This is a genomic window from Oxalicibacterium faecigallinarum (genome assembly GCF_014635705.1).
GTDB lineage: Bacteria > Pseudomonadota > Gammaproteobacteria > Burkholderiales > Burkholderiaceae_D > Oxalicibacterium > Oxalicibacterium faecigallinarum.
Map to the genome: position 1 here is coordinate 490,915 of NZ_BMDI01000002.1, position 22,958 is coordinate 513,872.

Below are 22,958 nucleotides of genomic sequence, written 5' to 3' on the forward strand. Positions count from 1 at the left end.
GGAACAATCAGATGGTACGCTAGCAGCAAAGCGACAGACCATATTCTCGTTTCGTTTGCCAAGCGAGTTTTATGCGGTGCTGAAACTTACCAAGTGGCCTTGATTCAACCTCTTCACTGAGTATCCAAAAATCCCGGAATGCCAACACCTCAAACAGAACGATTAGGCGTATCAGCGCTAGACCATTTCTTCTCTGAACAAGGATGGCTTTTTCGAGAGCAGTCGACGCATGATTATGGGATCGATGCCCACATTGAGATCGTGGAAAATGAGCGCCCGACTGGCAAACTGATTGCTCTCCAGATTAAGAGCGGCACAAGCTTCTTCAAAGAGGAAACGGCCGACTCATACGTCTTCAGAACCGATGATAAGCACGTGGCTTATTGGGTCGGTCATTCAATGCCTGTAGTGCTTGTCCTCTATAACCCTGATACGAAGACAGCTCATTGGCAACAAATCACCCGCAAACTCGTCAAAAACACGGGAAAGAAGTGGAAGATCAAAGTTCCGAAGATCGACATGCTGGCCAATCCGGAGTACACGTTGAAGGGGCTTAAGTCGCTTACCCAACTTGAGCCGTACGTTCGCCGTCTGAACAGACTTCGCATAGACCGTCACTGGATGGATCTCATTAGCAAAGGTGTTCAGGTCCGAATAACTTTTGAAGACTGGGTAAACAAATCACTGCCACGCTATCAAGTCACAATTTACACTGACGATGAAACGGAGACATGGCCAACGCTATACGCACCAGGCGTACGATTAAAAGGGATGCTTCATCACTTCTTTCCGTGGGCTAAGTACAAGGTAGACGAGGACGCGTATCAGGCAGAAGCGGAAGATCGTCGGGAGGCAGAGCGCTACTCGTATCACGATCCAGAAACGGGAAAGACTTACTACAGTCAAGATTTTGACGAGTGGATAAAGCCACCGCAAGGTCTTGTTCCTGTTTCGGAAAACGGCGAGACTACAAACTACGTTTTGATTCTATCGTTGAATAAGTTTGGGCGGAGCTTCATGCTCCTCGATGATTATCTGTCAGATCCGGAAGCGCCTGAGACGATCGGATTCACGTTGGAGTGAACTGTGAATTACTATGATCTAATCGTATATAAGGTGAGCGACGGCAACGGGTCGAAAGCGGATTGTATGACGACAAAGAAATCACGTTAGTGTAGTGAACTAGCGATTGATAACTTTACGTGCACCAGAAAAACGTCAACCATGAGGTGGAGTTCGTAGTCGTCCAGTTTTTGACCTGCCTGAAGCTTGTTGGATATCGCATCTAACATCTTGTCGCCCGTACTGCCATCACCGACAACATCAAGTGCCAATTCCAAGTGTTTTCCCGTTAGAGGTTCAGCTCTCTTCAGACGACGTTTAATGTGCCCGTACCGAGCGCTTGCGCTTTTCAATGCATCTGCCATTTCAACTCTCCTCAAAAATCCAAAATATAGGCAATAGTCATAGCGATGACAATTGGCTCGGTGTCACCTGGCACAGTTAGAGTCAAGCAAAATATTTTTTCAATTTTCGGGTACATGCCAGCTTCCATTAGCCAGACTCAAGAAATCTGGCTAAGGAGCCTGCTATGTTGTCTGCGTAAGATCGACGACTTAGCAAGTGGCGAACTCAATCCGTACACCACTAGGCATAGCGCAGATAAAGTGATGTGTTGAAGAACCAACCCGCATGGGCTTAGGCTCAAATTCAACGACAACATCAGGGTGTTTCTGTACTCTTTCAAACACCAATGTCAGTGTTTGAGGATCGCTTACGGAAAGCGCTAAATGATGCAGTCCAATATTGCGTCTTCGATTGAAAGCCACTGCATTTTTGGGATCTTCGACACGCCACAATGTGAGCGTAATCGTTCCATCTGAAACAAACGCCGCAGGATATTCATCGTTCCGACCTTTTTCATTCCAGTTCAGGGTCTTCACAAAGAAGTCCACTGCAGAATCTAAGTCTGGAACGGCGAGTCCGACATGGTGTACACCAAGCGTAAGTGGAGTATTCATCTTTAAGTTGTCAGTTTGGTTTCGGTTGTTCCGTTTTTGCGAGAAAACGTTGCCGCCGCTGCAGCGATCAGTAAGGCTACCGCCGCGAAGTACAACGACAAAGTGAATGACTGTTGACGCGCAAAGACAGCGTCGGCAATCAATGGGCCAACAATTGCGCCAACGCCATACCCAGAGCTCATCATGGCCAGCACATTGAATTTCACGGTATGTGCGACGCGACGTGCGGCGGGTAAAACGATCGTGACGGTACCCATGAAAGAGCCGCCAACCAATATCGCGCTAATGCCGTAACTCATCACGCTTGGGTACACAGCCGGTAATCCGACGCCGATACCTTGCACAAGAAGGTTTGTTGTCAGTGCCTTTTTGGTGCCCAGACGTTCATGCAAAAGATGCCATAAGAAACTAGATGGGATGGCACCAATGCCAAACAGCGTCCAGACATGCACAGGATTGAAGGATCCCAATGCGCCACGCACAAACAGCGGAAGGTAAGCGGATGTGATGCTGGCACCGAATCCACTCAGCATGTAAATGACTAAAAGTGTTCTTGCAGAAAGGGCAGCTTGCTGTGTATGACCGGGCCTGGTGATGTGCGTCTGAACGGAAGAGACATGCGACTTCGTGCTCATGATCTGCAACGCGCAAATTCCCATTGCGGCTCCAGCCACGGATACCAGTAGCCAATTCAACTCACTGTTTAATCCATACCAGCTACCGGCAGCAATCAGCTCGGCTGATATCGCAATGCCAAGTCCTACACCTGAGTACAGTAATGGTGCGCCAGCCGTATTGGCCTGATCATGCAAAAGCCAGTGCGATGCCGATACCATCGCAAAGGCACTTGCGATCCCCGCAAATGCGCGAATACCGATAATGACTTCGTGTGAAACTGGAAGTGCGAGCGTCAGTGTGCAAATCACTGTCGCAACGATCGCAAAAATGCACTTTCTCAAACTGGAGACAGATGGGAAGAATCCGGCGAGGAATGCCCCAATCAAATAGCCGGCATTATTGGCAGAGGCCGCGTATGACCCAACGCTGACAGTCATGACGTTGTCTTGCACCATCTGTGGATACAGACCTGTGAAAGCAAAGCGTCCGATACCCATGCCGACGACGAGAATGACCGCAGCGGCCAGTGCAGCGCTGCGGTCAGATGATGATGTTGTGATGGTTTTCAAAATACCGCCTTTAGGACTTGGCTTTCTGCTTGCGGTACTCGGAGGTCGTTACACCGCCGATCCCCCAGTTTTCGAGATCGACTTCTTCGATTACCACGAAGGTACGGCTATGCTCTTTGCCCATAACTTCGTAGAGCAAATCGCTGACGCCTTTGATCAACGCTTTCTTTTGCTCCAGCGTTGTCACATCGGCGCCCGGAGCCGTACCTTCACGAGTCACTTTAATGTTCACGTAAGGCATGGCTCACCTCTTACCAACGACCAGCGTGTTGGCCACCGTCGACGTTGAGTGTCTCACCGGTGACGAACTTTGCTTGTTCCAGATACATCGCTGCGTCGACAACATCCTGAACTTCGCCCATGCGGCCCATTGGATGCAATCCACCAAGGAACTCGTAATTTTCAGGTGCATGCATAGGTGTTTTGATGATGCCAGGTGCAATCGCATTGACGCGAATACCTTTCGTTGCATACTCAATCGCCAGACCACGGGTGACTGCATCCAAGCCGCCTTTGGTGATCAACGCGAGACCTGCCGGAATGGTGGTGAGTGCTTGTCGCACCAGTGTGGTCGTGATTTGGACGATATGCCCGTTTTGCTGCTTCAGCATTTGTTCGACAGCGTGCTGAGTGATATGGAAGAAGCCTGCAACGTTCGTGCTCAGCATATTGTTCAAGTCTTCTACCGTGTAGTCAGTAAATGGCTTGCCAATGAAGATACCCGCGTTGTTGATCAGGGTGTCAACGCGACCAAAACGACTGACTGCGGTTTCAACCAGTTTCTTTGCGACATTCCGATCCGAAATATCACCAGGAACGGCAATCAAGCCTTCATCCGCTGTCTGCTTGATATTGCGAGAGTTTGCAATGACGATGAATCCGTTATCGCGATATGCCTGCGCAATACCTGCACCAAGACCTTGAGATGCGCCCGTTACGATGGCGACTTTTTGTTCACTGCTCATCTGATATTCTCCAAAGTTGTAATAACCGTTTAACTGCGGAGTCACAGGTTACTGCTACGCTAGATATTTAAAAATCCGCTATTCTTTAACAATGACTGATAAAAAACGCACAGAGACCGATTGGCAAGACCTTCGCGTATTTCTCGCGCTATGCCGGCATGGAAGCCTGTCAGGCGCTGCGCGTGCATTAGGGGTCAACCACGCCACCATTTCACGCAGGATTCAATCCCTTGAGTCCAGTGTCGGGGAAAAGCTAGTTGAAAGAAGGCCGGATGGTTATGTGCTTACGCCTGCAGGAACGCGCACGATGGAGATTGCCAGCTCGATGGAAGCAGCTGCGCAAGGCATCGCAAGGGGTGGTGACGAAACGTCATTGAAGGGCTTAGTCCGTGTTAATGCACCGCCCGCGCTATCTTTGGCGTTTGTGATTGAAGAACTTGCTCGCGTACCTACTGTTTATCCGGGCCTAGACATCGACATTGCGAGCGATTTGCGCTCGATCAGTTTAGATCGGCACCAGGCGGATATTGCCGTTCGATTAGGACGTCCGCTAGATGGCGATTTCATCGCAAAGCCGATGGGGCGTATGGACTTTGGCTTTTACGGCACGCCGAGAATCTGCGCGCAGATTGAAGCGGGGATGGAGCCCGTTTTTATCAGCTTCGATGAAGAAAACGCCGATATGCCAGATGCGACTTGGCTAGCCCGAAACTATCCAAAAGCACGCGTGTCTTTTAGGGCAAACAATCACGTGGGACAGGCCACTGCTGCGAAGGCTGGCGCGGGTCTAGCGCTGATCCCTCATTATGTCGGTCGTCGTGAGAGAACGCTTCAGCTCTGCAAAATGCCAGTCGAGCCCGCGTCACGAGAGATTTGGATCTTGACCCGTCGTCAAGATCGCAACAATCAACCAATCAGAACCGTTGCGGATTTTCTGATGGAGTCGTTTTCAAACAATCGACAGTTATTTGAAGCATGATCCCTGCTTAGGGGATCATGCTTTGCTGCGGGCCCTGTAAGCAGCTACTTTCATACGATTCCCACACATTGCCATGCTGCACCACCGACGACGTCCTGCTTTCGTACGGTCGTAAAACAGCAGTGTGCATTCATCGCACTCGCATTTCCTGACTTTCTCAAAGTTGGCTTCTGCCAGAAGCTGAGCAAGTGCTTCTGCCACCGGCAAAAGATCAGCTTCCACATTGTCTGATGCCGCCTCCTGATTGGTCACGGCAGGCTCATCACCCTTGCTCCATCGAAGGACAAGGTGGTAACTACCTAATGAGAGGTAGCGATTCAACGCAGAGGGGTCTGCCCATTTGCCGGCATGTCTCATGGTTACCAATTCACGCGCAATATCCCTTAGCTCAAGCGCTGCCTTGAGTAGTCCACGTGACTTGGCTTGATCCGAACGACGTGAGGCTACCTGTGCCTGTTGTAGCCACTTCGTCACGCTGGCGTCATCAGTCAGGAGATCCTGCTTGTTGTCTCCGACGCCATACGCCGTGTTAATGAAATCCAATGCCAAGTTGTCGCCAACAAACAATGCTGACGAATTGTGGCCGCTGCTGTCCATGTTGAGTCTCCAATTTACGACATCGATATTGTAACCCATAAAAAAACATTTGACAGGTTACGCATATGCTTTGTAACCTAAATATAAGCACTTTACAGGTTACATGCTTCCGGTGCGAAATTTTCAACTTATTCGTTTAGGAGTCAGCACAATGAAATTCAATCATCTTCTCTTCGGCGCCTTGGCCACCATCGGCATGGCAGGTGTCATTGCATCCACCCCAGCACATGCTGCGAGCGCAAACAGTGCAGGAACAACCAAAGTAACGAGTGCGACACAGGTCAGCCATAAATTCGTGCGTGTTGGCGAGGTCAATGTGTTCTATCGCGAAGCAGGTAACCCATCTAACCCGACTGTCCTGCTTCTGCATGGCTTTCCGACGTCATCGTTCATGTATCGCAAGCTGATTCCTATCCTTGCCGATCGCTATCACGTTATTGCCCCAGACCTGCCAGGCTTTGGCTTTACTGAAAGCCCTGACCGTTCGAAGTACGCCTACACCTTCGACAATCTGGCGAAGACCATCGATCAATTCACTGATGAACTGAAGCTGAAGAAATACGCACTGCAAGTCTTTGACTACGGCGCGCCTGTTGGTTGGCGTCTTGCGGTAGCCCATCCTGAGCGTATTACCGCGATCATCTCTCAGAATGGCAACGCGTACGAAGAGGGCCTGAGCGAGGGCTGGGCACCAATCCAGAAATACTGGAAAGAACCTAATGATGCCAATCGCAATGCCCTGCGCGACTTCCTGAAGCACGATGCAATCAAGTGGCAGTACGAGACGGGCGTGAAAGACGTCAGCAAAGTAGCCCCAGAATCCTATTTCCTTGACGCCACAATGGTTGCGCGTCCGGGCAATGATGAAATTCAACTGGACTTGTTCAAGGACTACGCAACCAACGTGGACCTGTATCCGAAATTCCAAGAGTACTTCCGCAAAAACAAACCAGCGCTGCTGGCTGTTTGGGGCAAAAACGATCCGTTCTTCTTGCCACCAGGCGCTGAAGCATTCAAGCGCGACATTCCAAAGGCAGAGGTTCGTTTCTACGACACGGGGCACTTTGCTCTAGAAACGCATGTCGATGAGATTGGTCAGGCAATCCACAAGTTCTTGGATCGCAACATATCGCGTCGTTAAGCATGATGCTCTGAGGTCTGATTATCGCAATCGACCTTAAAACTCCCCAGGCAGTGCAATAACTTCGCTGTCTGGGCACCCCTCTAATTTCTCTTCCCGTTGTGCATTTATTCTCAGCCGCTACGCGCGAATGCTGAATGTTTCGCAAGGACAAATCGGCGTAGTCTCCGATCAATGTTGAAGCCGGATTGCGATCTCGCGTGTAGTGCACGTGATTTAGCCCGCTGCTTCTATGCAGGTTGATATTGGCACTGTCCCACTCCACGTTTCCAACTTTAATTCGAAAGGAATCGAGATGTTAGTTGATGTGAAATACAGAACAAGTGCGACGGCGACGGGTGGTCGAGAAGGCACAACACGGTCAGATGACGGCCGCCTAGAAGCAAAGCTATCCCTTCCGAAAGAACTGGGAGGTCCTGGTGGCGACGGAACAAATCCTGAACAGCTTTTTGCTGCTGGTTACGCCGCATGCTTCATCGGCGCGATCAAGTACGCAGGACTCCAACTCAAGCTAAAAGTACCTGCAGAAACGACCGTTACGGCAAAAGTTGGTATTGGCCCGCATTACGACGGTGGCTTTGGTATTACAGCTGATCTCGAAGTCAGCCTTCCAGGCGTAGATGAAGCGGATGCCCAAAAGTTGATTGATTTGGCACACAAGACTTGTCCTTACTCCAATGCCACTCGCAGCAATGTCGATGTAGGCATCACCTTGGTTTAGATCTAAAAACATCAACATTTAATCTGAGCGACTTCATCATATGAAAATCACATCTTCTCTTACTGCTGCCATCGCTGCCGTGTTATTCGGAGCGTACTCCACGTCAACGATGGCATCTGAGTATGGACCACCTGAGCTATGGCGTAGTTATAACGGCATCACGTGGGACGGTGCGCCAACCAACACGGAGAATGCAGCATCGCTCTCCGTCAATGCCCCAATTGCTGGACTTCACTTTGGTAACAACGGTCGTGCGTTTGTCAGTACGCCACGAGTGGTAAGTAAAGATTTGCCTGCGACGTTGAATATTCTCGATACGTCCAATACATCCGGACCTGCACATCTCAAAGCATTCCCTTCGGTAGAAAGGAATGCGGTCAATAACCGGCCTGAACACAATTTGAGAAGTGTGCTTGGTTTCTATACCGACAAAACGAACGGATGGCTATGGGCTTTGGATATGGGTTACGTCGCTGGCGAAACTGAAGCACCAGCTGGCGCACAAAAGATTGTGATCTACAGCCAGCGCACAGGACGAGTGATCAAACGCATTCCGTTAGATTCCGTAGCGAACCGCAAAACTAGCTTCCTCAACGACATCGTTGTCGATGAGCGCAGAAAGATTGCTTACGTATCAGATAGCGGGCTGCGTGGAAATGACGCTGGATTAATTGTTGTCGATTTCATGAGTGGCAAGACACGTCGTGTTCTTGATCGAGACACGAGCGTTCAACCTGAAAAAGATGTGGAAACGGTTGCAGAAGGCATCAACATCCTACCCGGCTACCCGCTTCGGGTCGGAATCAATGGTATTGCGTTGTCACCCGATGCATCCATTCTTTATTGGGCTGTCACAACAGGTAAGAATGCGCATTCGATATCGACCTCTGCACTAAGAAACAAAGCACTCACTGATGTCGAGCTTGCAAAGCAGGTACGTAATTTGGGTGATGTGGGTGGCAATACCGACGGCATTGTGACTGACGCCAGTGGTGACCTTTACCTCACGGACATCACGCGCAGCGGCATTGTCCGCTACGAAACCAGCTCGAAGTCCATGTCCTTGCTTTACAAGGATGAGCGTATTCATTGGCCAGATACGATTACCCGATCTGCTGAGGGCGACTTTTTCTTCACATCAAGCGCACTTCATAAACATTTCATGGGCTCAGTCAAACTCGGTGAAGAGCGTTACGACGTATGGCGTCTTCCTCTCTTGAAGTGAGCGCAACGCAACATCGACCTAACCCTCTAGGAGAAATGTATGACGGATACATTGAAGAATGCTAGTCCACAAGGATACGGGCCACACCAGACGGAGCGTCTTCCTTTGCTTCAAGACTCAATGATGAATGCTGAACAACGTGCCGCAGCAGATGCCATCATTAATGGCCCCAGGAAGAGTCTTTACGGTGCATTCATCCCATTGTTATATGCGCCAGCTTTAACCGCGCCTGTGGGTGATTTAGGCGCAAAGCTTCGATTTGAAGGTGTGTTGTCGGACGCAGTGAGAGAACTAACGATCTGCGTGGTTGCTCGCGAAACCAGTAATCAATTCGAGTGGCAAGTACATGCACCTACGGCAATCAATGCTGGTGTGCCTACCAACGCACTGGATTCCATCAGTGTGGGTAGCACTGTGCACGGGTTACCGCCAGATCTTCAGCACGCAGTGGATTTCACACAGGAGTTGCTCCGAAATCATGGTGTGAGCGATCAAACCTACCTGCTAGCGAAGAATACGTTTGGTGAGAAAGGAGTCATGGAACTCACAACGTTGATTGGCTACTTTGTCATGGTGTGCTGGGTGATGAATGTCGCCAAAACACCGGGGCCAACCGCCGCCAAAGCGAACGCATTGTCAGGCCTTCCAAATTAATAAACCGCTTTAAAGAAACTGAATCATGAAACTCGTATATGTCGCCGATCCCATGTGTTCATGGTGCTACGGCTTTGGTAAGGAAATGACGCAGCTCATGTTGTTACGACCCGATCTGGACTTAGAGATCGTCGTAGGAGGTTTGCGTGCAGGTGCGACGGATGTGCTCGACGATGAAGGGAAGCAGTTCCGGCTGACCCACTGGCGTCGCGTGGAAGCGCTCAGTGGCTTACCCTTCAATAGAGAAGGACTCATCGCCCGCAAAAACTTTGTTTATGACACAGAGCCAATTTGTCGAGCAGTAGTAGCTGCCCGCCTCATCGCTCCTGAGATCGACCTGCTTGCTGTATTTCGTGCACTACAAACAGCGTTCTATGTCGATGCAGTAGACACCACTGACGGACGCGTTCTTGCGCGCTTTGGTAGTGAAGCGATGAGTAGATTGGGATTTCCTACCGATATCAGCTTTTTTTATAAGGTTTGGTCTGACGTGAAAACGATTGCGGCAACGAAGTCGGATTTTTCGCGTGCCAAGGCGCTGGGCGTTAGAAGTTTCCCAACGCTTCTACTTGAGAATGCGGGAGAGATGCGGGTCATCAGCCCAGGATATGCCCAAGTAAATGAAGTAGTACTGAGTCTCGATGCCGCATTACGTGTGACAGATTTACAGACCTAGGTTCATAGGCCTGCGCCCTTTGGGCGTGGGCAAAGTGCAGAGATCTATCAAAGCTAATGATCCCCGACCGCTTTTAGATGCTCATCATTAGAACCGTGCATACCAAAACTCAGGGCTCTTTTTTGTGGTCAAGAACCTGTAAAACCTCACCTATAGCGCAGCTCAAGTGAGCTTTTAATCAAAATGCAGAAAATATGATCGAATTTTCTTGTTTTCTTTTCGTAGCCAAGTATTCTGCTCTGATATAGGACTATAGTTGTCAGATATATGGCGCGTTAGGATAGGTATGAAAATCAACAATCTCGATCGCTTCAGCAACCCTGGCGTCTTAACTCCGTCGACCCCATTTCTCGGCTCCACTGTAGGCGCTTGGGAACGCGCTTTCACAAAGAACTTCGCTGAACGCATCCGGGCAGAGCAAGAAGCCGCTCGTCTTAATGGTTATTCTTACGAAGCTGCTGTTAAGTTAGTCAAAGAACAAAAGATTAAGTCGCAAGATGTGGCGAGCTCAATTGAATGGCGTAAGGAGTTGGTTTACTTGTAGATTCATTCTTACACGTGAGATACAGCTGACGTTAATTATCAATTTGAATTTCTTCAAAGACTACTTACTTCTCAAACTGGAACTATAAGCCTACGAACGCTGCAAGATTATGGTTCTAGGCTCAAATTGGTACAACCAGATATTCGTGGTGCAGGAAAGAAGATGCGCTCACGTTTTAGCAAAGCGTATAGATTTATGAGGAAGAGCGATGCCGCAGGCAAAAGCGTATAGCGAGAAACACAAAAGAAATATATCCCTCGAAGAAGCGCATATTTTGTTTTTTCAGCAACCGGAGGATAAACGAAATCGATTTGTTTTCCGTTGTGGTGACCCCAGATGTAGATCAATGCTACAACCCCTTGTTGTTGCCGCTCTTTATGATCGACCAACAGGAACTCCCAGCAAAACGATTAAGCATAAATCACCTTACTTTCGAGAGCATCGAAACCATCCCCACATTGACTCATGCACTTGGGTAAACGACGAGCCCAAAGATAGCGATGTCGAAGAAAAGACTGAAGTAAGGTCGCCTGCGAATGGGGATGTGTCGGAAGAGTTTGGGTTGGTTTTTACACCATTCCGCCTGCAAAAGAAAAAAGGAACATCAGAGAAAAAAGGCGGGACAGAACACGAGTCCAGCGAAGAAAATGAGTTGAGTGGGAGCGATAAGAATGATTACAGTGATGTCGGCAACGGAAGCCAGCCCAAACCACACACATCCAAATTCATGGCCTCTGTCGCCGCGTCTTTCCTCAAATTCACTGAAGAACAGCGAAAAAGAACCCCGTTGGTCATTGATGGCATTGTTAAAGGAGAGTTCTATTCCATCTGTTTGCCGATAACTGGCTTTCATGCCTTCTATCAGAAACAACGAATCTATCGAGGGATTGTAAAAGTCGTAGAACTAGACAATGTCTTTCTGTTGAAATTCCGATTGAAGATCAAGTTCTCTCTAACTAAGGCGACGTCTAATGAGACAAAGACACAGGCAAAGACCTCTGCAGAAATAAAGTTGCTTAAGAAGTGGTTAGAAAGCAACGACAGAGCTCTTCTAAAGCTTTTGAGTGAAATTGCTCAGAGAAAAAATGATGCATGGTGTTTCTTCTATTCTCAAAGCGTTCCAGTTGAGATTGAGAATCAAGAGAAAGTTCAGTTTAGTGTTGAAGATGCAAATCATATTGCGGTCCTTGATACGTCCGAGATCAAGGTGCTTTCCTCTACTGGCGATCCCCTCAAGGACTAACTCACGATTGAGCTCGAAAAGTGGTTAATGTATCCAGCAAAGTAATTTTTCTTTGCTGGAGAATTCTTACCACATAGTCCTTCTCAGGTTGCGGTCTATTAATCATAAAGATTTCGACAGCGACACAGATCTCGTTCGCAGCGTCAATCAGTTCCTCAATGCTATTAGTCGTATATGTATTGCTTTGCTGAAGAGATAAATCTGTTTTTTCTGATCGGTGAGCTTTAAGCGTATGTGTCTGAGAAAATTTCTCTTTATGCTTCATCTCTGAGCCCTGGAAACAATGACGTTTCAACTATGACGAATAGTCTCAGAACACCTGTGACGAAAGCTAAACTATTTGAGTAACGATTTGATTTTTAAGAGATATGCTTCGCATTCAGGATATCTCCGATCAGTTATTAGAAATAGCACTAGACTGTCCTAGTTTCCCGTTGAACGAGAAAGAACTAGATTTTCAACATACCTTGGCTTCGTAAATACGACGAGCTAGGAGACTTGCAAAGATCAAATACTGCGCTGCCTTGTCCGAGTCGAGGTCATGATTCAGTGAATGAGCTTTGGGATTTCGAATGCCAAGGTAAGCACCAACCAAAATTTGCATGAAGCCTTTCTGGTCATTTCGACCGGATTCCGTGTTGAGTTCGCTGAGGATCAGGTGCGGTTTTTCCAAACTCAATACTTGTGTCGCCAGCGCCGCGCCATCAAGATCCAGACCCGTGCGTTCTCGCATTAAATCAAAGATCGCGACAACAGAGTTCAAAACAGCATCCCGGTAATGTCCGTCCACATAGTGCTGGAAAGCATGCGAGAAGATTATGGGATGTAGTAGTTCCTCGAAGCCCATACTCGATTTCGTACCAGTCGCTTCGCGCACATGCGCTTCCGCTCTTACTTCAACTTGGGGAAGATCACGGGCAAGGATATCATCGTAGTCATTGGCTGCTCCAAATCCGATATGCCTACCAAGATTTCCCATGTCTTGCTCAGGAAACCCTGCACCAGTCCACAGCTTGCGCAGTAGCTGATAGTCGGATTTCAAATAGCCATTAATCAACTTGGCTCCTGCTTTATCGTCGTTCGCAAGCAGGCCTTGTGCATCGATCGCTTTCTGACGCATGGCCCGAAACAGGGCATTTACCTCCAAGTACCATTCAAGTATTACATTACCCACGGTTGACCTTTTCCATTTCACAAGACACCTAAAATTTGCTTAAGAGAACCCCGCTAGCGCGCAAACATACGCTTTCGCGCCGTTACCTTTTTCTCAGCATCAACTGAATCATGGCGAACAGTCGATGGAACAGATAGTCGACCTGATCCACATCGATCACCGGCACCTGGCTGATCTCAGAGTGTCGAATGAGGTGACTGTTTCCAATGGAGTTCAGTTCTATTGCTTCTGTCTCCAATCTCTCTCTCAGCGACGGCACGGAGGTAACTGCATCAAGGACGATCTTGATCGAGCGCTTCTTGTCGCTCGGGTCAGCCAGTGACTTGAGTCGCTCCCATGCGTCCCACAACCGCTCTAGCGCTTCACGACGCACCAACGGATTGCGGTCCGAAAACTTGGCCCGACACTCGTCAAGCATGTTGTCGAGCGTGCGATCTCCCGTATTGAAAAGCGTTTTTTTCAGTTCTTCGCCTAGTACCGGCGGGAGTACTCGCTCAATTCGACCATTGGGCAGCATCTCGAACGCAACCCCGTTGCGCGCGAATATGCGATTGACAGTCACGCGGAATTCTTCCTGCCCAGCCTCCTGGTCGAAAGTCAGGTGGTGATGACTGAAGTAGTCGTGATACTTCCCTGAGATCGGCTTAGCCACCGACGCGTGAACGAACTCGATGAAATCCAAGACGAGCAAGGTGTCCGGCGCGAACGGCTGGCGTTTAGCGAAGTAGCCCTCCCCATCAATAGAGGCTGTCTCCAACGGCCAAGCCAGACCCGGTATTTCTGCGCTTACGGAAGCCGCCAAGGCGACAGCATCGCCGCCGCAAGTGGCTTGTCCATCTGGGCAGCGTTCGGGAAAACGCAGGCCGAATGCGCCGCTATTGATCAGCGCCTGTACCGTCGCCACGAGGCCTGCCCAAACAGTGGGAGAAATCACCTGCTCGGTGCGCGCGCGCGGACCGTTCTGACGATCGCTGAAGTAGTCGCTCATCACGTTGACTCCGTTCGAGGCCACGACGCAATGGTGGAGACATGTCTATCCAAAGACTTCATTTCCCTGCGCTGGACCATGGTGTTCATACTTGTGGCCTCAGCAGCGATGCGCTAGCTGAACCAATACATGCTTTTAGCCGCTCGCCGCTCAAATCGTTCACGGCTTCCGGCGTCATACATCCGGCGTGGAAGAGCCCGAGGTATTGCCCTCTGGTCAGAGCGAGCGGCAATTTAGTGAGCGGCAGTGCGCCAGCCGGAAGCCCGAATTCGAGGCGTTGCAGGACTTCGTCGAGTCCCTCCAGGAACGCGGGCTGGTCAGGGAAGAGCGCCGACAGGATTTGGTGCGTGGAGCGCAGGTGAAAGCGGCTTGCATCGGCGATTCCGATGATGTTCCCGTATCCGACAGCGCCTCCAAAGGGCGTGGTCGAGAATCGCTTCTCTAACACGTCGACGGGAGTGCCTTCGATCCAGTCATACAAAAGCGCCGCGCGCTTGCATCGGCACCAGAACTCAATCTCGTCCCGGCAATATCGCTGCAATGCCTGCGTCATCGCATGCCCATAACGCTGCGCAACATCATTGGCGCGCACGCTCTCCAACCGCCCCCGCTTCATTACCGGCGTGTAGATCGCATCCATTTCGTCGAGTACCTGCACCATCGCCAGCACCTGAGTGGGTGACGTCTGTGCGGCGTTCAGCTGTTTCATCAACTCGACTAGCCGCAAGCTCGACTCAAACGACAAGGAAGAAGCGCCGCAGGCGCGTCCGAGTAAAGTCAGATGGATCAACTCACCCTCGCGCTCGGCCAGCTCGGCCTGCAGCAGGCGCTCGACCAACGCGGTGACTTCTTGCTCCACGATCGCGATCCATTGCGGATTTGCGCGTGATGCAGAGTAGCCGCCAAACGTGTTGACCAGAAGGCCAGGAATTTCGGTGGCGCGCACGCCCCGAACCTGGCTAAGCAATCGCAATGTCCATGTTGGCAGGTCGCGCTGCTGAAAGGATGACTTGACGTCTTCAGGCATGCCGAGCACATACTTCTGGAACAATTGGGCGCGTTCCATCGGCGTGTCGGCAAGGATGATAGCCTTGCCAGTCTCGTTGTATCCGAGGCGTCCCGCCCGTCCTGCCATGTTCTTGTACTCGGCGACGGTGAATGGGCGGCCGTCATCACCGACGAACTCGTTCTCGGCCAGGATCACCGTCGATGCCGGCGTGTTGATACCGGCAGCCAGCGTCGTGGTGGCCACCAGTGCATGGATACCGCCGCCAGCGTCGCGATAACCTTTCTCGACGGCCTCGCGCTCCGCGCGCAAGAGATTGGTGTTGTGGAACGCGGTGCCTCCCGCAAGGCATTCCCGCAGATCCTGCGAGGCGCCGGTCAGATCCTGAGTCGGCAGCACGTCCAGAACGGTCGTCGCAGAACCCAAACTCAATTCCTTGGACAAGTATTTGGCACAGCCCTGTGCCGGACCACGCATGTTGCGGAAGACCAGCAACTTCTCACTCTGTGCGACTAGTTGCTGAACCAACGGCACGATCACGTCTTGCGAGCTGGGCTTGTCGCGACGCTGCACGATACAGTGCGCAGGCAACAGGGCTTCGGTCTTGGTGGTGCCGTCTACATCGACGTACTGGAACGTTCCGCGCCGATCGAGCACGCCCTCGACCAAGGGCACCGGCCGCTCGCTGGACATCAGCAAGGGCAGGTCAAGCCAGCGATCAAAGCTGTTGAGGTTGCCAATGACCGCCGACAAAATCACCAGTTGCGGCTCGATGCCGCGCTGGCGCGCCCGCAGCAGAAGCGCGAAAATCAACTCGACCGTAATGCCCCGATTCGGGTCCGTGATGAACTGCCCCTCATCAAGCACGACGAGACCGAGCTGGTTGAGCAAGCGCGGCGAACCGAGCGCCAGATTGAGAAAGGTTTCGTAAGTGAAGAAACCTAGGTCATAGCGACCGCCCAACACGGGGCCAATGCCATCCGTTGCATCACCGCTGCACCGAACGACGCGCAGGCCCGCAGGTCCGTATCGCTCGCTGAACTCCTCGAACTTCTCGTTGACCAGTGCCCGGTACGGCAGCAGAAACGCCGCTTTCTTACCGGCTGTGATTGCCTGAATCGCGGCCAGTTCGCCGATCATAGTCTTGCCTGAGCTGGTCGGCGCGACTACCATCAGCGATTTGCCGGCCAATACACCGTGTTCGTTGACCGCCTTGAGTTGCAGCGCGTTGAGGCCTCGGGGGAAGTCCATCGTCCACTGATCGACGATGTCCGGTGAAAAGCCGTGCGCGGAAAATTCCGCAAATGACCCCGACATTTGCTGGACTGCTCTGGCCGGAAACGCCGCGGCGTAATTGTCACCGCGCTTGAGAGTCGGAAGCACAAGGCCGCCCTGGACGCTACCCAAGAATACAGGCGTCTGTGTCACGCTGATGCGCTCGGCCTCGACACGCGCCAGCCGGATGATCTCGCCGGCGATTTCAGGGAAGCTAACCGAGTCGCCGATCGCACCCGTCAACGCCTCAATCACGGCATGCGTAAGCAGTCCGTGTCCGGTGCCCGGCTGCTCCCAAGCTGACTCATTGGCTGCACATGCGGCAAGAAGAATGCGCCCTTCGCCGTAAATTCCAGTCAACGCAAATACGCTTCGCGGCCGTGCTGCAACCTCCAGAACGCGTGCTGGCGCCTGCCCGCTGAAGCAGCAGTCAAGCACGCACAGCACCGCACGCGCCTTTGTCGCCTTGAAGGCATCGGCGAGGTCTGCCATCGACAGGCCTGTGTTTGAGAGATCGGCTGCGTTGGTATCGAATAGGACAAGGGTTCCATCGGGAGAACCATGCCCAGCGAATGTAATGACGACCACGTCGTCCTGGCCCGCAGCTGAAAGCGTCCCGAGGATAGCCTGCGACACCTCTGCATATGTAGCAGCCTCATCGACAAGCAATCGCCCGGCCAGGGCTTCGACAGTGTCGGTGAACAGCGCCCACAATGCCGTCGCATCACTGCGGGCCCCGCTCAGCTCGGGGATAGTCGCATCGAGATGTTTGTTGATGCCCACGAAAATTGCTTTGATCGCCACGCTTCCCCCTGTCCAATTTGTGCTCAGACTTGATCGAAAACTCTAAGCTAACTTTCGCACCCCATATTTATGGGAGAAGCGATGTTCGAGATTTCATTGATAATGATAAGCCGCTATATTTCACTTCGACACATAACTCTAACGGGAGAAAATATGACAACTAAAAAGACTAACACACCTAGTCCGACACAAAGTCCGAGCAAACCACATCAGCCATCGCGTACTACGACAATCGATACCAATAGATCCAGACAGATAAATTCAAACAATAAAGGTGGACTTTCTTTCTCGGTTAAGCCAGCACAGCCAATCACCACGGGTAGCGGTAAAACAAAAAAATGACAACCCCAGTTGATATTCAGATGCAGCTGAATAATCTCATTTATGGTGTCCAGCTATCTGCGATGTATCACCGGAAGCGAGAGCGTTTTTTAGCTATGTCAGATAAGTGGGGAAAAATTATTTCGCTGATAGCCGGCTCTGCCGCATTTAGTCAGTTGACCAATGAAATTGGCAAAGCTTGGGCAGGTGTCTTCGTTGCTCTCTCGACTATGCCAAGTCTGGTTTTCTCCCTAGCAGATCGAGCTCGTCTACACGGAGAACTTGCCCAAAAATACGGCTATTTGGAATCTGACATTGCGGCAGTAGTTGCGTCTGAAATTACCGAAATTGAGATCGCAGCTTGGCATTCAACACTGCGTAAAATCGAAGCCACTGAACCTCCTACGCTAGGAGCGCTGACCAGAATCTGCCAAAACCAAATGGCTTTAGTTGCCGAGGAATATGACAAAGTATTCGATCTAACGTGGTACGAAAAGTGGCTCTGTCATTTCTTCGACATGCCCAACACAGGCAAGAAAAAATCAACCAATTGTACTGATTAGAAAAATACGAAAAGCAGGAAGATTCGTATTATTGGCGCAGCTAGAACTTGCCATGTGAAAGCGCCTGTCTTCAAAGAGGCGTTAAATAGTTTAAAAGCGATAACATTCCTATAAAGGGAGAAGGAATGAGTTCGGCTCGATAGGACTATCAGCGATTTCTCGGTTGGTTGCATCTGTCAGAGCGACGTGCATCAGAAAATGCTCCACCGAAATAGTAAGCCATCGACAAAATTCGGCTTGTTATAAGAGCCACTAATAATTAAGTGAAAAATATGGTGTTTCGAGTTTTTTTTAGTTCATCAGAAAAATTTGCAATGAAGCATACGGCACCTGAAACTGTAGTCGTATGGCCAGTAGATCCTAAATGGAATGATTTTAGTTATGCATTTCAGGCAATGGCCAGATTTATATCCAAGGAAGGAGATAGCGATCTACAACTGCGAATGTTAGTCGTTCCTGAGACCCTAGGTGACAATTCCTATAGATTTGATCTTTGGTTAGAGACCAAACTTGGTAGCGATAGCATAATAGATGCAGTGCCGTTACGAGATCAATTTTTTACAATTTTAAAAAGTGAAAGTGCTTATCGAGAACTCGTTAAATGGGCAGCAAGTGTAGGAAGTTCTATTGAAGAAATACTTTTCCCATTAAGGGATATGGTCTATCTTCGATTGAATCTTTTAGAGCAAGAAGCACTCGAGAGTCTTCTCAAGACTAATGCCATAAGCAAAGGTGTTTTTAGACGTGAGCCAACGTTTCTAGCTTGGCATAAGGCCGGCCGTTTATTAAGCAATTCTCATGAGCAGGATATCGCTGACGTAAGAAATAATTTTTCATTTTCAGCTAAATTGTCTGGCTTTACTGGCCCGCACTCTATTGATTTGAACTTTGATGCGCCTCCGCCCTTAAATGATCGTTGCCACGCTTTAATTGGAATAAACGGAGTGGGAAAATCCCAGTTTCTTCGGGAACTGATTGTGCAACTAGCATCGCAAATTGATGGCACTGGAACCGATCCATTTACTTCTGATGGCGGTTCGCGAGCCGAGAATTGTTTCTTTTCACCCGCGTCTTTTCGAGTGAACCGAGTACTAGCCTTATCTTGGGATTCAAAATCTGCATTTCCTCCCGAGGTTCGTTTGAACAGTAAATTTCAGTATCTTAATTTCTCTATGCATGACGACATCCATCGTTTAGATAGTGGTGTCGCCCCTAATAGTAGCGATACATTATCTTCACAACTAATACAGCTTTATCGTGATAGTGCAATGGGGATTGATCATGGCTTAGAAAGGCTTAGAGACACCCTTAAACCATTATTTGATGTGAAAGATCTTGCCGTAGAAATTCTGCCGAGTTACGACGATAGAAATTCAGGAGGATGGCGGTCGTTGCACGATATATCTTTATTGAATGAAGAGCGACAACTCGAAATTCTTTCCAGAGTTATTCCTGAGAGTGCTCCTAAACGGTGGGTTGATAATCAAGGGCCAACTGAGTTAAGTAGTGGAGAGCGCGTATTTCTGAATTTTGGAATTCGTTGTGCCGCAAGAGTAGAAACCGGAACACTATTAGTATTAGATGAACCGGAGACGCATCTTCATCCGAAGTTAATTGCAGATTTTATGCGCGTTTTAAGCGCTATGTTAGAGAAGACAAAGTCTGTTGCATTGATAGCTACTCATTCTCCATTCGTGGTGCGGGAACTGCCCGGAAGCTGTGTACACGTCCTTAAAGTAGACGAAGAATTAACGCCGCATATATCTAGTGCATTTCTAAGAACTTTTGGCGCTAATGTTGAAGCACTCGCTACTAATATATTTGCAGATGCCGACTCGACTCAAGTCAATCAAGAGGTTGCAAGAAAAATTGCGACACTCGGTTTGTCATTTGAGGAGATTAGAGAGAAATATGCACGAGACGTAAGTCCAGAGGTGCTTTCCGAGATAAGGCAGATTTTGCGGGGAAATATCGGTGCTTAAGCTCAAACGCCTCTTAGGACCGAATAAACAGGTTAGAGAAAAGATGGCGGCTCTCAATCCTGATTTTGAAGCAGTCAAAAAAGAAATTAGAGCCGCGCAGGTTCATTATTTGAAAGGCCCCAGAGGACCAAATGTATTGGTTCCGCTTGGGCTTGATATTAACTTAACAAAGTGGATTGAAGAAAGATATAAAAGTGCCCCGAAAGCACTATCTTTGAACTGGATTAAAGATGCTCGCAAAGAACATAAACTAACGGCATGTCCAATGTGTGGTGGTTCATCTGTATCGACTCTTGATCATGTGCTGCCTAAAAGAGAATATCCAGAATTTGCTGTACTGTCGTACAACCTAGTACCAAGTTGTGATGGATGTCAACGACGTCGTTCTAGCAAGGGAAAATCAATCGAGTTTGTCCATCCGTATTTTGACCATAAGATGCTAGATGCATTACGACTAACCGTTAGGTTTTCTCCCCCCTTTGAAGCTGTCCTTTTTAATGTTGTTCCAGAGGGGTTAATTGGTGGAGAGCTGATTCGTATGCAAACCCATTTGGATGAGTGCCTCCCCGGCGATCTCTTTAAGAGGGAGATGAATTCCCATTGGCGAATATGGCACATGCGATGTTTTCGAGCTGGCCAGCATGAAACTTTTCTAAGATTGCAGGAAGATTTAAAGGATGAAGAATTCCTCACGATGAACTCTTGGAAAGTTGCCTTTATGAGAGGTTTGTTAAAAGACAAGTCTGCGCTTTCGTGGATGGAGATTAATCCGATAGTTTGAGGATCACGATAAGAATAATTCGAGGAATCGCAATTTTGAGCCCATCTTGAGTGGGCTCTTTATTTGAGCGGTCTTTGTTTAATGCTTATCAGCACCTCTGATATCGTGCTTTGGGCATTTGCTACCTAATAGTGTGGTGCAAATGACAAGCGATTGACTGATTAGCGACGCATCATGTCAAAGAATTCGGCATTGTTTTTGGTTGCCTTCATCTTGTCCATGATGAATTCCATCGCTTCAATTTCATCCATGTCGTACATCAGTTTGCGCAGAACCCAGATCTTTTGCAGTTGATCCGGCTTGATCAGCAGTTCTTCGCGACGGGTACCGGATTTGCTCAGGTTGATGGCTGGATAAACGCGTTTTTCGGCCAGGCGGCGCTCCAGATGGACTTCCATGTTGCCGGTGCCCTTGAATTCTTCATAGATCACGTCGTCCATGCGACTGCCGGTTTCGATCAGGGCGGTGGCGATGATCGTCAGCGAACCACCCTCTTCGACGTTACGTGCCGCGCCAAAGAAGCGCTTTGGACGTTGCAGTGCGTTGGCATCCACACCACCAGTCAGCACCTTGCCCGATGCGGGGATCACAGTGTTGTAGGCGCGAGCCAGACGCGTGATGGAATCGAGCAGAATCACAACGTCCTTCTTCATCTCAACCAGGCGCTTGGCTTTTTCCAGCACCATTTCTGCGACTTGGACGTGACGGGTTGCCGGTTCGTCGAAGGTCGAGGCCACGACTTCGCCACGTACCGAGCGCTGCATCTCGGTCACTTCTTCAGGACGTTCATCGATCAGCAGCACAATCATGACCGCTTCCGGATGATTGGTCGTGATCGCATGGGCAATGTGTTGCAGCATCACGGATTTACCGGATTTTGGCGATGCCACCAGCAAACCGCGCTGACCTTTGCCGATTGGTGCGATCAGGTCGATGATGCGGCCGGTGATGTTTTCTTCGCCACGCATGTCGCGTTCAAGCTGCAACAGCTTGTTTGGATGCAGTGGTGTCAGGTTTTCAAACAGTATGCGGTGCTTGGATGCTTCCGGTGGTTCCCCGTTGACCTTGTCCACTTTGACCAGCGCAAAATAGCGCTCACCGTCCTTGGGAGTACGCACTTCGCCTTCGATCGAATCGCCGGTATGCAGATTGAAGCGGCGGATCTGGGACGGCGAGATATAGATATCGTCGGTCGATGCCATGTAACTGGCGTCAGGCGAGCGTAAAAAGCCGAAGCCGTCTGGCAGCACTTCCAGTGCGCCATCGCCAAAAATCTGTTCGCCTGCCTTGGCGCGTTTCTTGAGAATGGCAAACATCAATTCCTGTTTGCGCAGGCGGGCGGCGTTGTCGATATCGAGGCTGATGGCCATGTCCAGCAGGGCGGAGACGTGAAGGGCCTTGAGTTCGGATAAGTGCATAGTCGTCGTGCGTGTGTCCCGGACGGGAGTTGTAAAAGGTGGGGGAGGGAACTACGGTGAGCGGTACAACTGTCTCTAGTCTAGTACTGTTTTGTATTCAAACGACGGTGCGGGCGCACCGTCGATTCATGCATGTCGATCAGATATTGCTGTCGATAAAGGCAACCAACTGACCTTTGGCCAGCGCGCCAACCTTTTGGGCTGCAGGTGCGCCATTCTTGAACAGGATCAGGGTCGGAATGCCGCGAATGCCAAACTTGGCAGGAATCGCCTGGTTGGCATCCACATCCATTTTGGTGATCTGAATCTTGCCAGCATAATCCTTGGCAACTTCTTTCAGCCCAGAAGTCCACGAGGACAGGCAGGTCGGATTTCAGAACGTCGGTTTCAAAAGACGAATCGCTGATGTGTTTGATGTTTTCGCTCATGTTTGCCTCGAAGTGAGGGGTAGGGGTAAATATCTGCGCCTTGAGACTGACCGTGTACCGGTGTTGTCCGCATGCTCCTGTTGCTGAAACAACAGATGGAGACAATGCAATTTAGTTCAAGTATTTTTGGGAGGGTACAAGAAGTAGTCAGGCGGGGTCTGCGCAAATCATAACCCAATTTTATAAAAAGTGTGGCTTTGCCGATAAAATTTCAAAAGGCCGTTGTTTGACTTCACATAGAATGCGCAGGCGTGTTGTGCGCTCG

22 protein-coding genes and 1 pseudogene are annotated in these 22,958 nt (G+C 49.8%); 12 read left to right on the forward strand and 11 right to left on the reverse strand.

Annotation, left to right across the window (positions count from 1 at the left end; genetic code table 11):
* Nucleotides 1-138 precede the first annotated feature (138 nt).
* On the forward strand, nt 139-1,083 hold the full coding sequence (locus IEV29_RS12350; RefSeq protein WP_188381590.1) for a DUF4365 domain-containing protein: 945 nt from the start codon (nt 139-141) through the stop codon (nt 1,081-1,083).
* 86 nt (nt 1,084-1,169) lie between these two features.
* On the opposite strand, the gene IEV29_RS12355 is transcribed toward IEV29_RS12350, so the two are convergent.
* The 5 genes from IEV29_RS12355 to IEV29_RS12375 form a co-directional block, all read right to left on the reverse strand.
* Nucleotides 1,170-1,427: a hypothetical protein gene (locus tag IEV29_RS12355; RefSeq protein ID WP_188381591.1), complete on the reverse strand. Its 258-nt coding sequence runs from the start codon at nt 1,425-1,427 to the stop codon at nt 1,170-1,172.
* Nucleotides 1,428-1,616: 189 nt separating this feature from the next.
* Nucleotides 1,617-2,021, reverse strand: a complete 405-nt coding sequence (locus tag IEV29_RS12360) for a VOC family protein (RefSeq protein ID WP_188381592.1) — start codon at nt 2,019-2,021, stop codon at nt 1,617-1,619.
* 2 nt (nt 2,022-2,023) lie between these two features.
* Nucleotides 2,024-3,208 (reverse strand): YbfB/YjiJ family MFS transporter, encoded by a 1,185-nt coding sequence (locus IEV29_RS12365; protein ID WP_229726380.1) that lies wholly within the window; start codon nt 3,206-3,208, stop codon nt 2,024-2,026.
* Between the two features lie 10 nt (nt 3,209-3,218).
* Nucleotides 3,219-3,449 carry a tautomerase family protein gene (locus IEV29_RS12370; protein WP_188381593.1) on the reverse strand — a complete coding sequence of 77 codons (231 nt, stop codon included), beginning with the start codon at nt 3,447-3,449 and terminating at the stop codon, nt 3,219-3,221.
* Nucleotides 3,450-3,459: 10 nt separating this feature from the next.
* Nucleotides 3,460-4,173 (reverse strand): SDR family NAD(P)-dependent oxidoreductase, encoded by a 714-nt coding sequence (locus IEV29_RS12375; protein ID WP_188381594.1) that lies wholly within the window; start codon nt 4,171-4,173, stop codon nt 3,460-3,462.
* Between the two features lie 91 nt (nt 4,174-4,264).
* Between IEV29_RS12375 and IEV29_RS12380 the strand changes: the two genes are divergently transcribed.
* A complete protein-coding gene (locus tag IEV29_RS12380) occupies nt 4,265-5,152 on the forward strand; it encodes a LysR family transcriptional regulator (RefSeq protein ID WP_188381595.1) in 888 nt (295 codons plus the stop codon).
* Between the two features lie 15 nt (nt 5,153-5,167).
* Here IEV29_RS12380 and IEV29_RS12385 read toward each other — a convergent pair whose 3' ends face one another.
* Entirely contained in the window at nt 5,168-5,749 is a 582-nt protein-coding gene (locus IEV29_RS12385; RefSeq protein WP_188381596.1) for a CGNR zinc finger domain-containing protein, read from the reverse strand.
* Nucleotides 5,750-5,900: 151 nt separating this feature from the next.
* Here IEV29_RS12385 and IEV29_RS12390 point away from each other — a divergent pair, with 151 nt between their 5' ends.
* The 7 genes from IEV29_RS12390 (at nt 5,901) to IEV29_RS12420 (ending at nt 11,953) form a co-directional block, all read left to right on the forward strand.
* On the forward strand, nt 5,901-6,890 hold the full coding sequence (locus IEV29_RS12390; protein WP_188381597.1) for an alpha/beta fold hydrolase: 990 nt from the start codon (nt 5,901-5,903) through the stop codon (nt 6,888-6,890).
* 295 nt (nt 6,891-7,185) lie between these two features.
* Nucleotides 7,186-7,611 (forward strand): organic hydroperoxide resistance protein, encoded by a 426-nt coding sequence (locus IEV29_RS12395; RefSeq protein ID WP_188381845.1) that lies wholly within the window; start codon nt 7,186-7,188, stop codon nt 7,609-7,611.
* 40 nt (nt 7,612-7,651) lie between these two features.
* A complete protein-coding gene (locus IEV29_RS12400) occupies nt 7,652-8,836 on the forward strand; it encodes an L-dopachrome tautomerase-related protein (RefSeq protein WP_188381598.1) in 1,185 nt (394 codons plus the stop codon).
* A 39-nt stretch (nt 8,837-8,875) separates the two neighbouring features.
* Nucleotides 8,876-9,490: a carboxymuconolactone decarboxylase family protein gene (locus IEV29_RS12405; protein WP_188381599.1), complete on the forward strand. Its 615-nt coding sequence runs from the start codon at nt 8,876-8,878 to the stop codon at nt 9,488-9,490.
* Between the two features lie 25 nt (nt 9,491-9,515).
* Nucleotides 9,516-10,166 (forward strand): DsbA family protein, encoded by a 651-nt coding sequence (locus IEV29_RS12410; RefSeq protein WP_188381600.1) that lies wholly within the window; start codon nt 9,516-9,518, stop codon nt 10,164-10,166.
* 286 nt (nt 10,167-10,452) lie between these two features.
* Nucleotides 10,453-10,710 carry a hypothetical protein gene (locus IEV29_RS12415; RefSeq protein ID WP_188381601.1) on the forward strand — a complete coding sequence of 86 codons (258 nt, stop codon included), beginning with the start codon at nt 10,453-10,455 and terminating at the stop codon, nt 10,708-10,710.
* Nucleotides 10,711-10,918: 208 nt separating this feature from the next.
* A complete protein-coding gene (locus tag IEV29_RS12420) occupies nt 10,919-11,953 on the forward strand; it encodes a hypothetical protein (RefSeq protein WP_188381602.1) in 1,035 nt (344 codons plus the stop codon).
* A gap of 457 nt (nt 11,954-12,410) precedes the next feature.
* Here IEV29_RS12420 and IEV29_RS12430 read toward each other — a convergent pair whose 3' ends face one another.
* From IEV29_RS12430 to IEV29_RS12440, 3 genes are all read right to left on the reverse strand, one after another.
* Complete coding sequence (locus IEV29_RS12430; RefSeq protein ID WP_229726381.1) at nt 12,411-13,073, reverse strand: TIGR02391 family protein; 663 nt, start codon at nt 13,071-13,073, stop codon at nt 12,411-12,413.
* A gap of 136 nt (nt 13,074-13,209) precedes the next feature.
* The gene (locus tag IEV29_RS12435) at nt 13,210-14,115 is read right to left on the reverse strand and encodes an AbiJ-NTD4 domain-containing protein (protein ID WP_188381604.1); all 906 of its coding nucleotides are present in this window, start codon (nt 14,113-14,115) and stop codon (nt 13,210-13,212) included.
* A gap of 85 nt (nt 14,116-14,200) precedes the next feature.
* Nucleotides 14,201-17,200: a DEAD/DEAH box helicase gene (locus IEV29_RS12440; RefSeq protein ID WP_188381605.1), complete on the reverse strand. Its 3,000-nt coding sequence runs from the start codon at nt 17,198-17,200 to the stop codon at nt 14,201-14,203.
* A gap of 362 nt (nt 17,201-17,562) precedes the next feature.
* Here IEV29_RS12440 and IEV29_RS12445 point away from each other — a divergent pair, with 362 nt between their 5' ends.
* The 3 genes from IEV29_RS12445 to IEV29_RS12455 all read left to right on the forward strand — a co-directional run bounded on the left by IEV29_RS12445 (nt 17,563) and on the right by IEV29_RS12455 (nt 20,847).
* Nucleotides 17,563-18,084 carry a hypothetical protein gene (locus IEV29_RS12445; protein WP_229726382.1) on the forward strand — a complete coding sequence of 174 codons (522 nt, stop codon included), beginning with the start codon at nt 17,563-17,565 and terminating at the stop codon, nt 18,082-18,084.
* A gap of 272 nt (nt 18,085-18,356) precedes the next feature.
* The gene (locus tag IEV29_RS12450) at nt 18,357-20,066 is read left to right on the forward strand and encodes an AAA family ATPase (RefSeq protein WP_229726411.1); all 1,710 of its coding nucleotides are present in this window, start codon (nt 18,357-18,359) and stop codon (nt 20,064-20,066) included.
* Nucleotides 20,059-20,847 (forward strand): hypothetical protein, encoded by a 789-nt coding sequence (locus tag IEV29_RS12455; protein ID WP_188381608.1) that lies wholly within the window; start codon nt 20,059-20,061, stop codon nt 20,845-20,847. The genes IEV29_RS12450 and IEV29_RS12455 overlap by 8 nt, the downstream gene beginning before the upstream one ends.
* A gap of 161 nt (nt 20,848-21,008) precedes the next feature.
* Here IEV29_RS12455 and rho read toward each other — a convergent pair whose 3' ends face one another.
* A complete protein-coding gene (rho, locus tag IEV29_RS12460) occupies nt 21,009-22,265 on the reverse strand; it encodes a transcription termination factor Rho (protein ID WP_188381609.1) in 1,257 nt (418 codons plus the stop codon).
* 139 nt (nt 22,266-22,404) lie between these two features.
* A pseudogene (locus tag IEV29_RS12465) lies at nt 22,405-22,693 on the reverse strand (thioredoxin family protein).
* Nucleotides 22,694-22,958 lie beyond the last annotated feature (265 nt).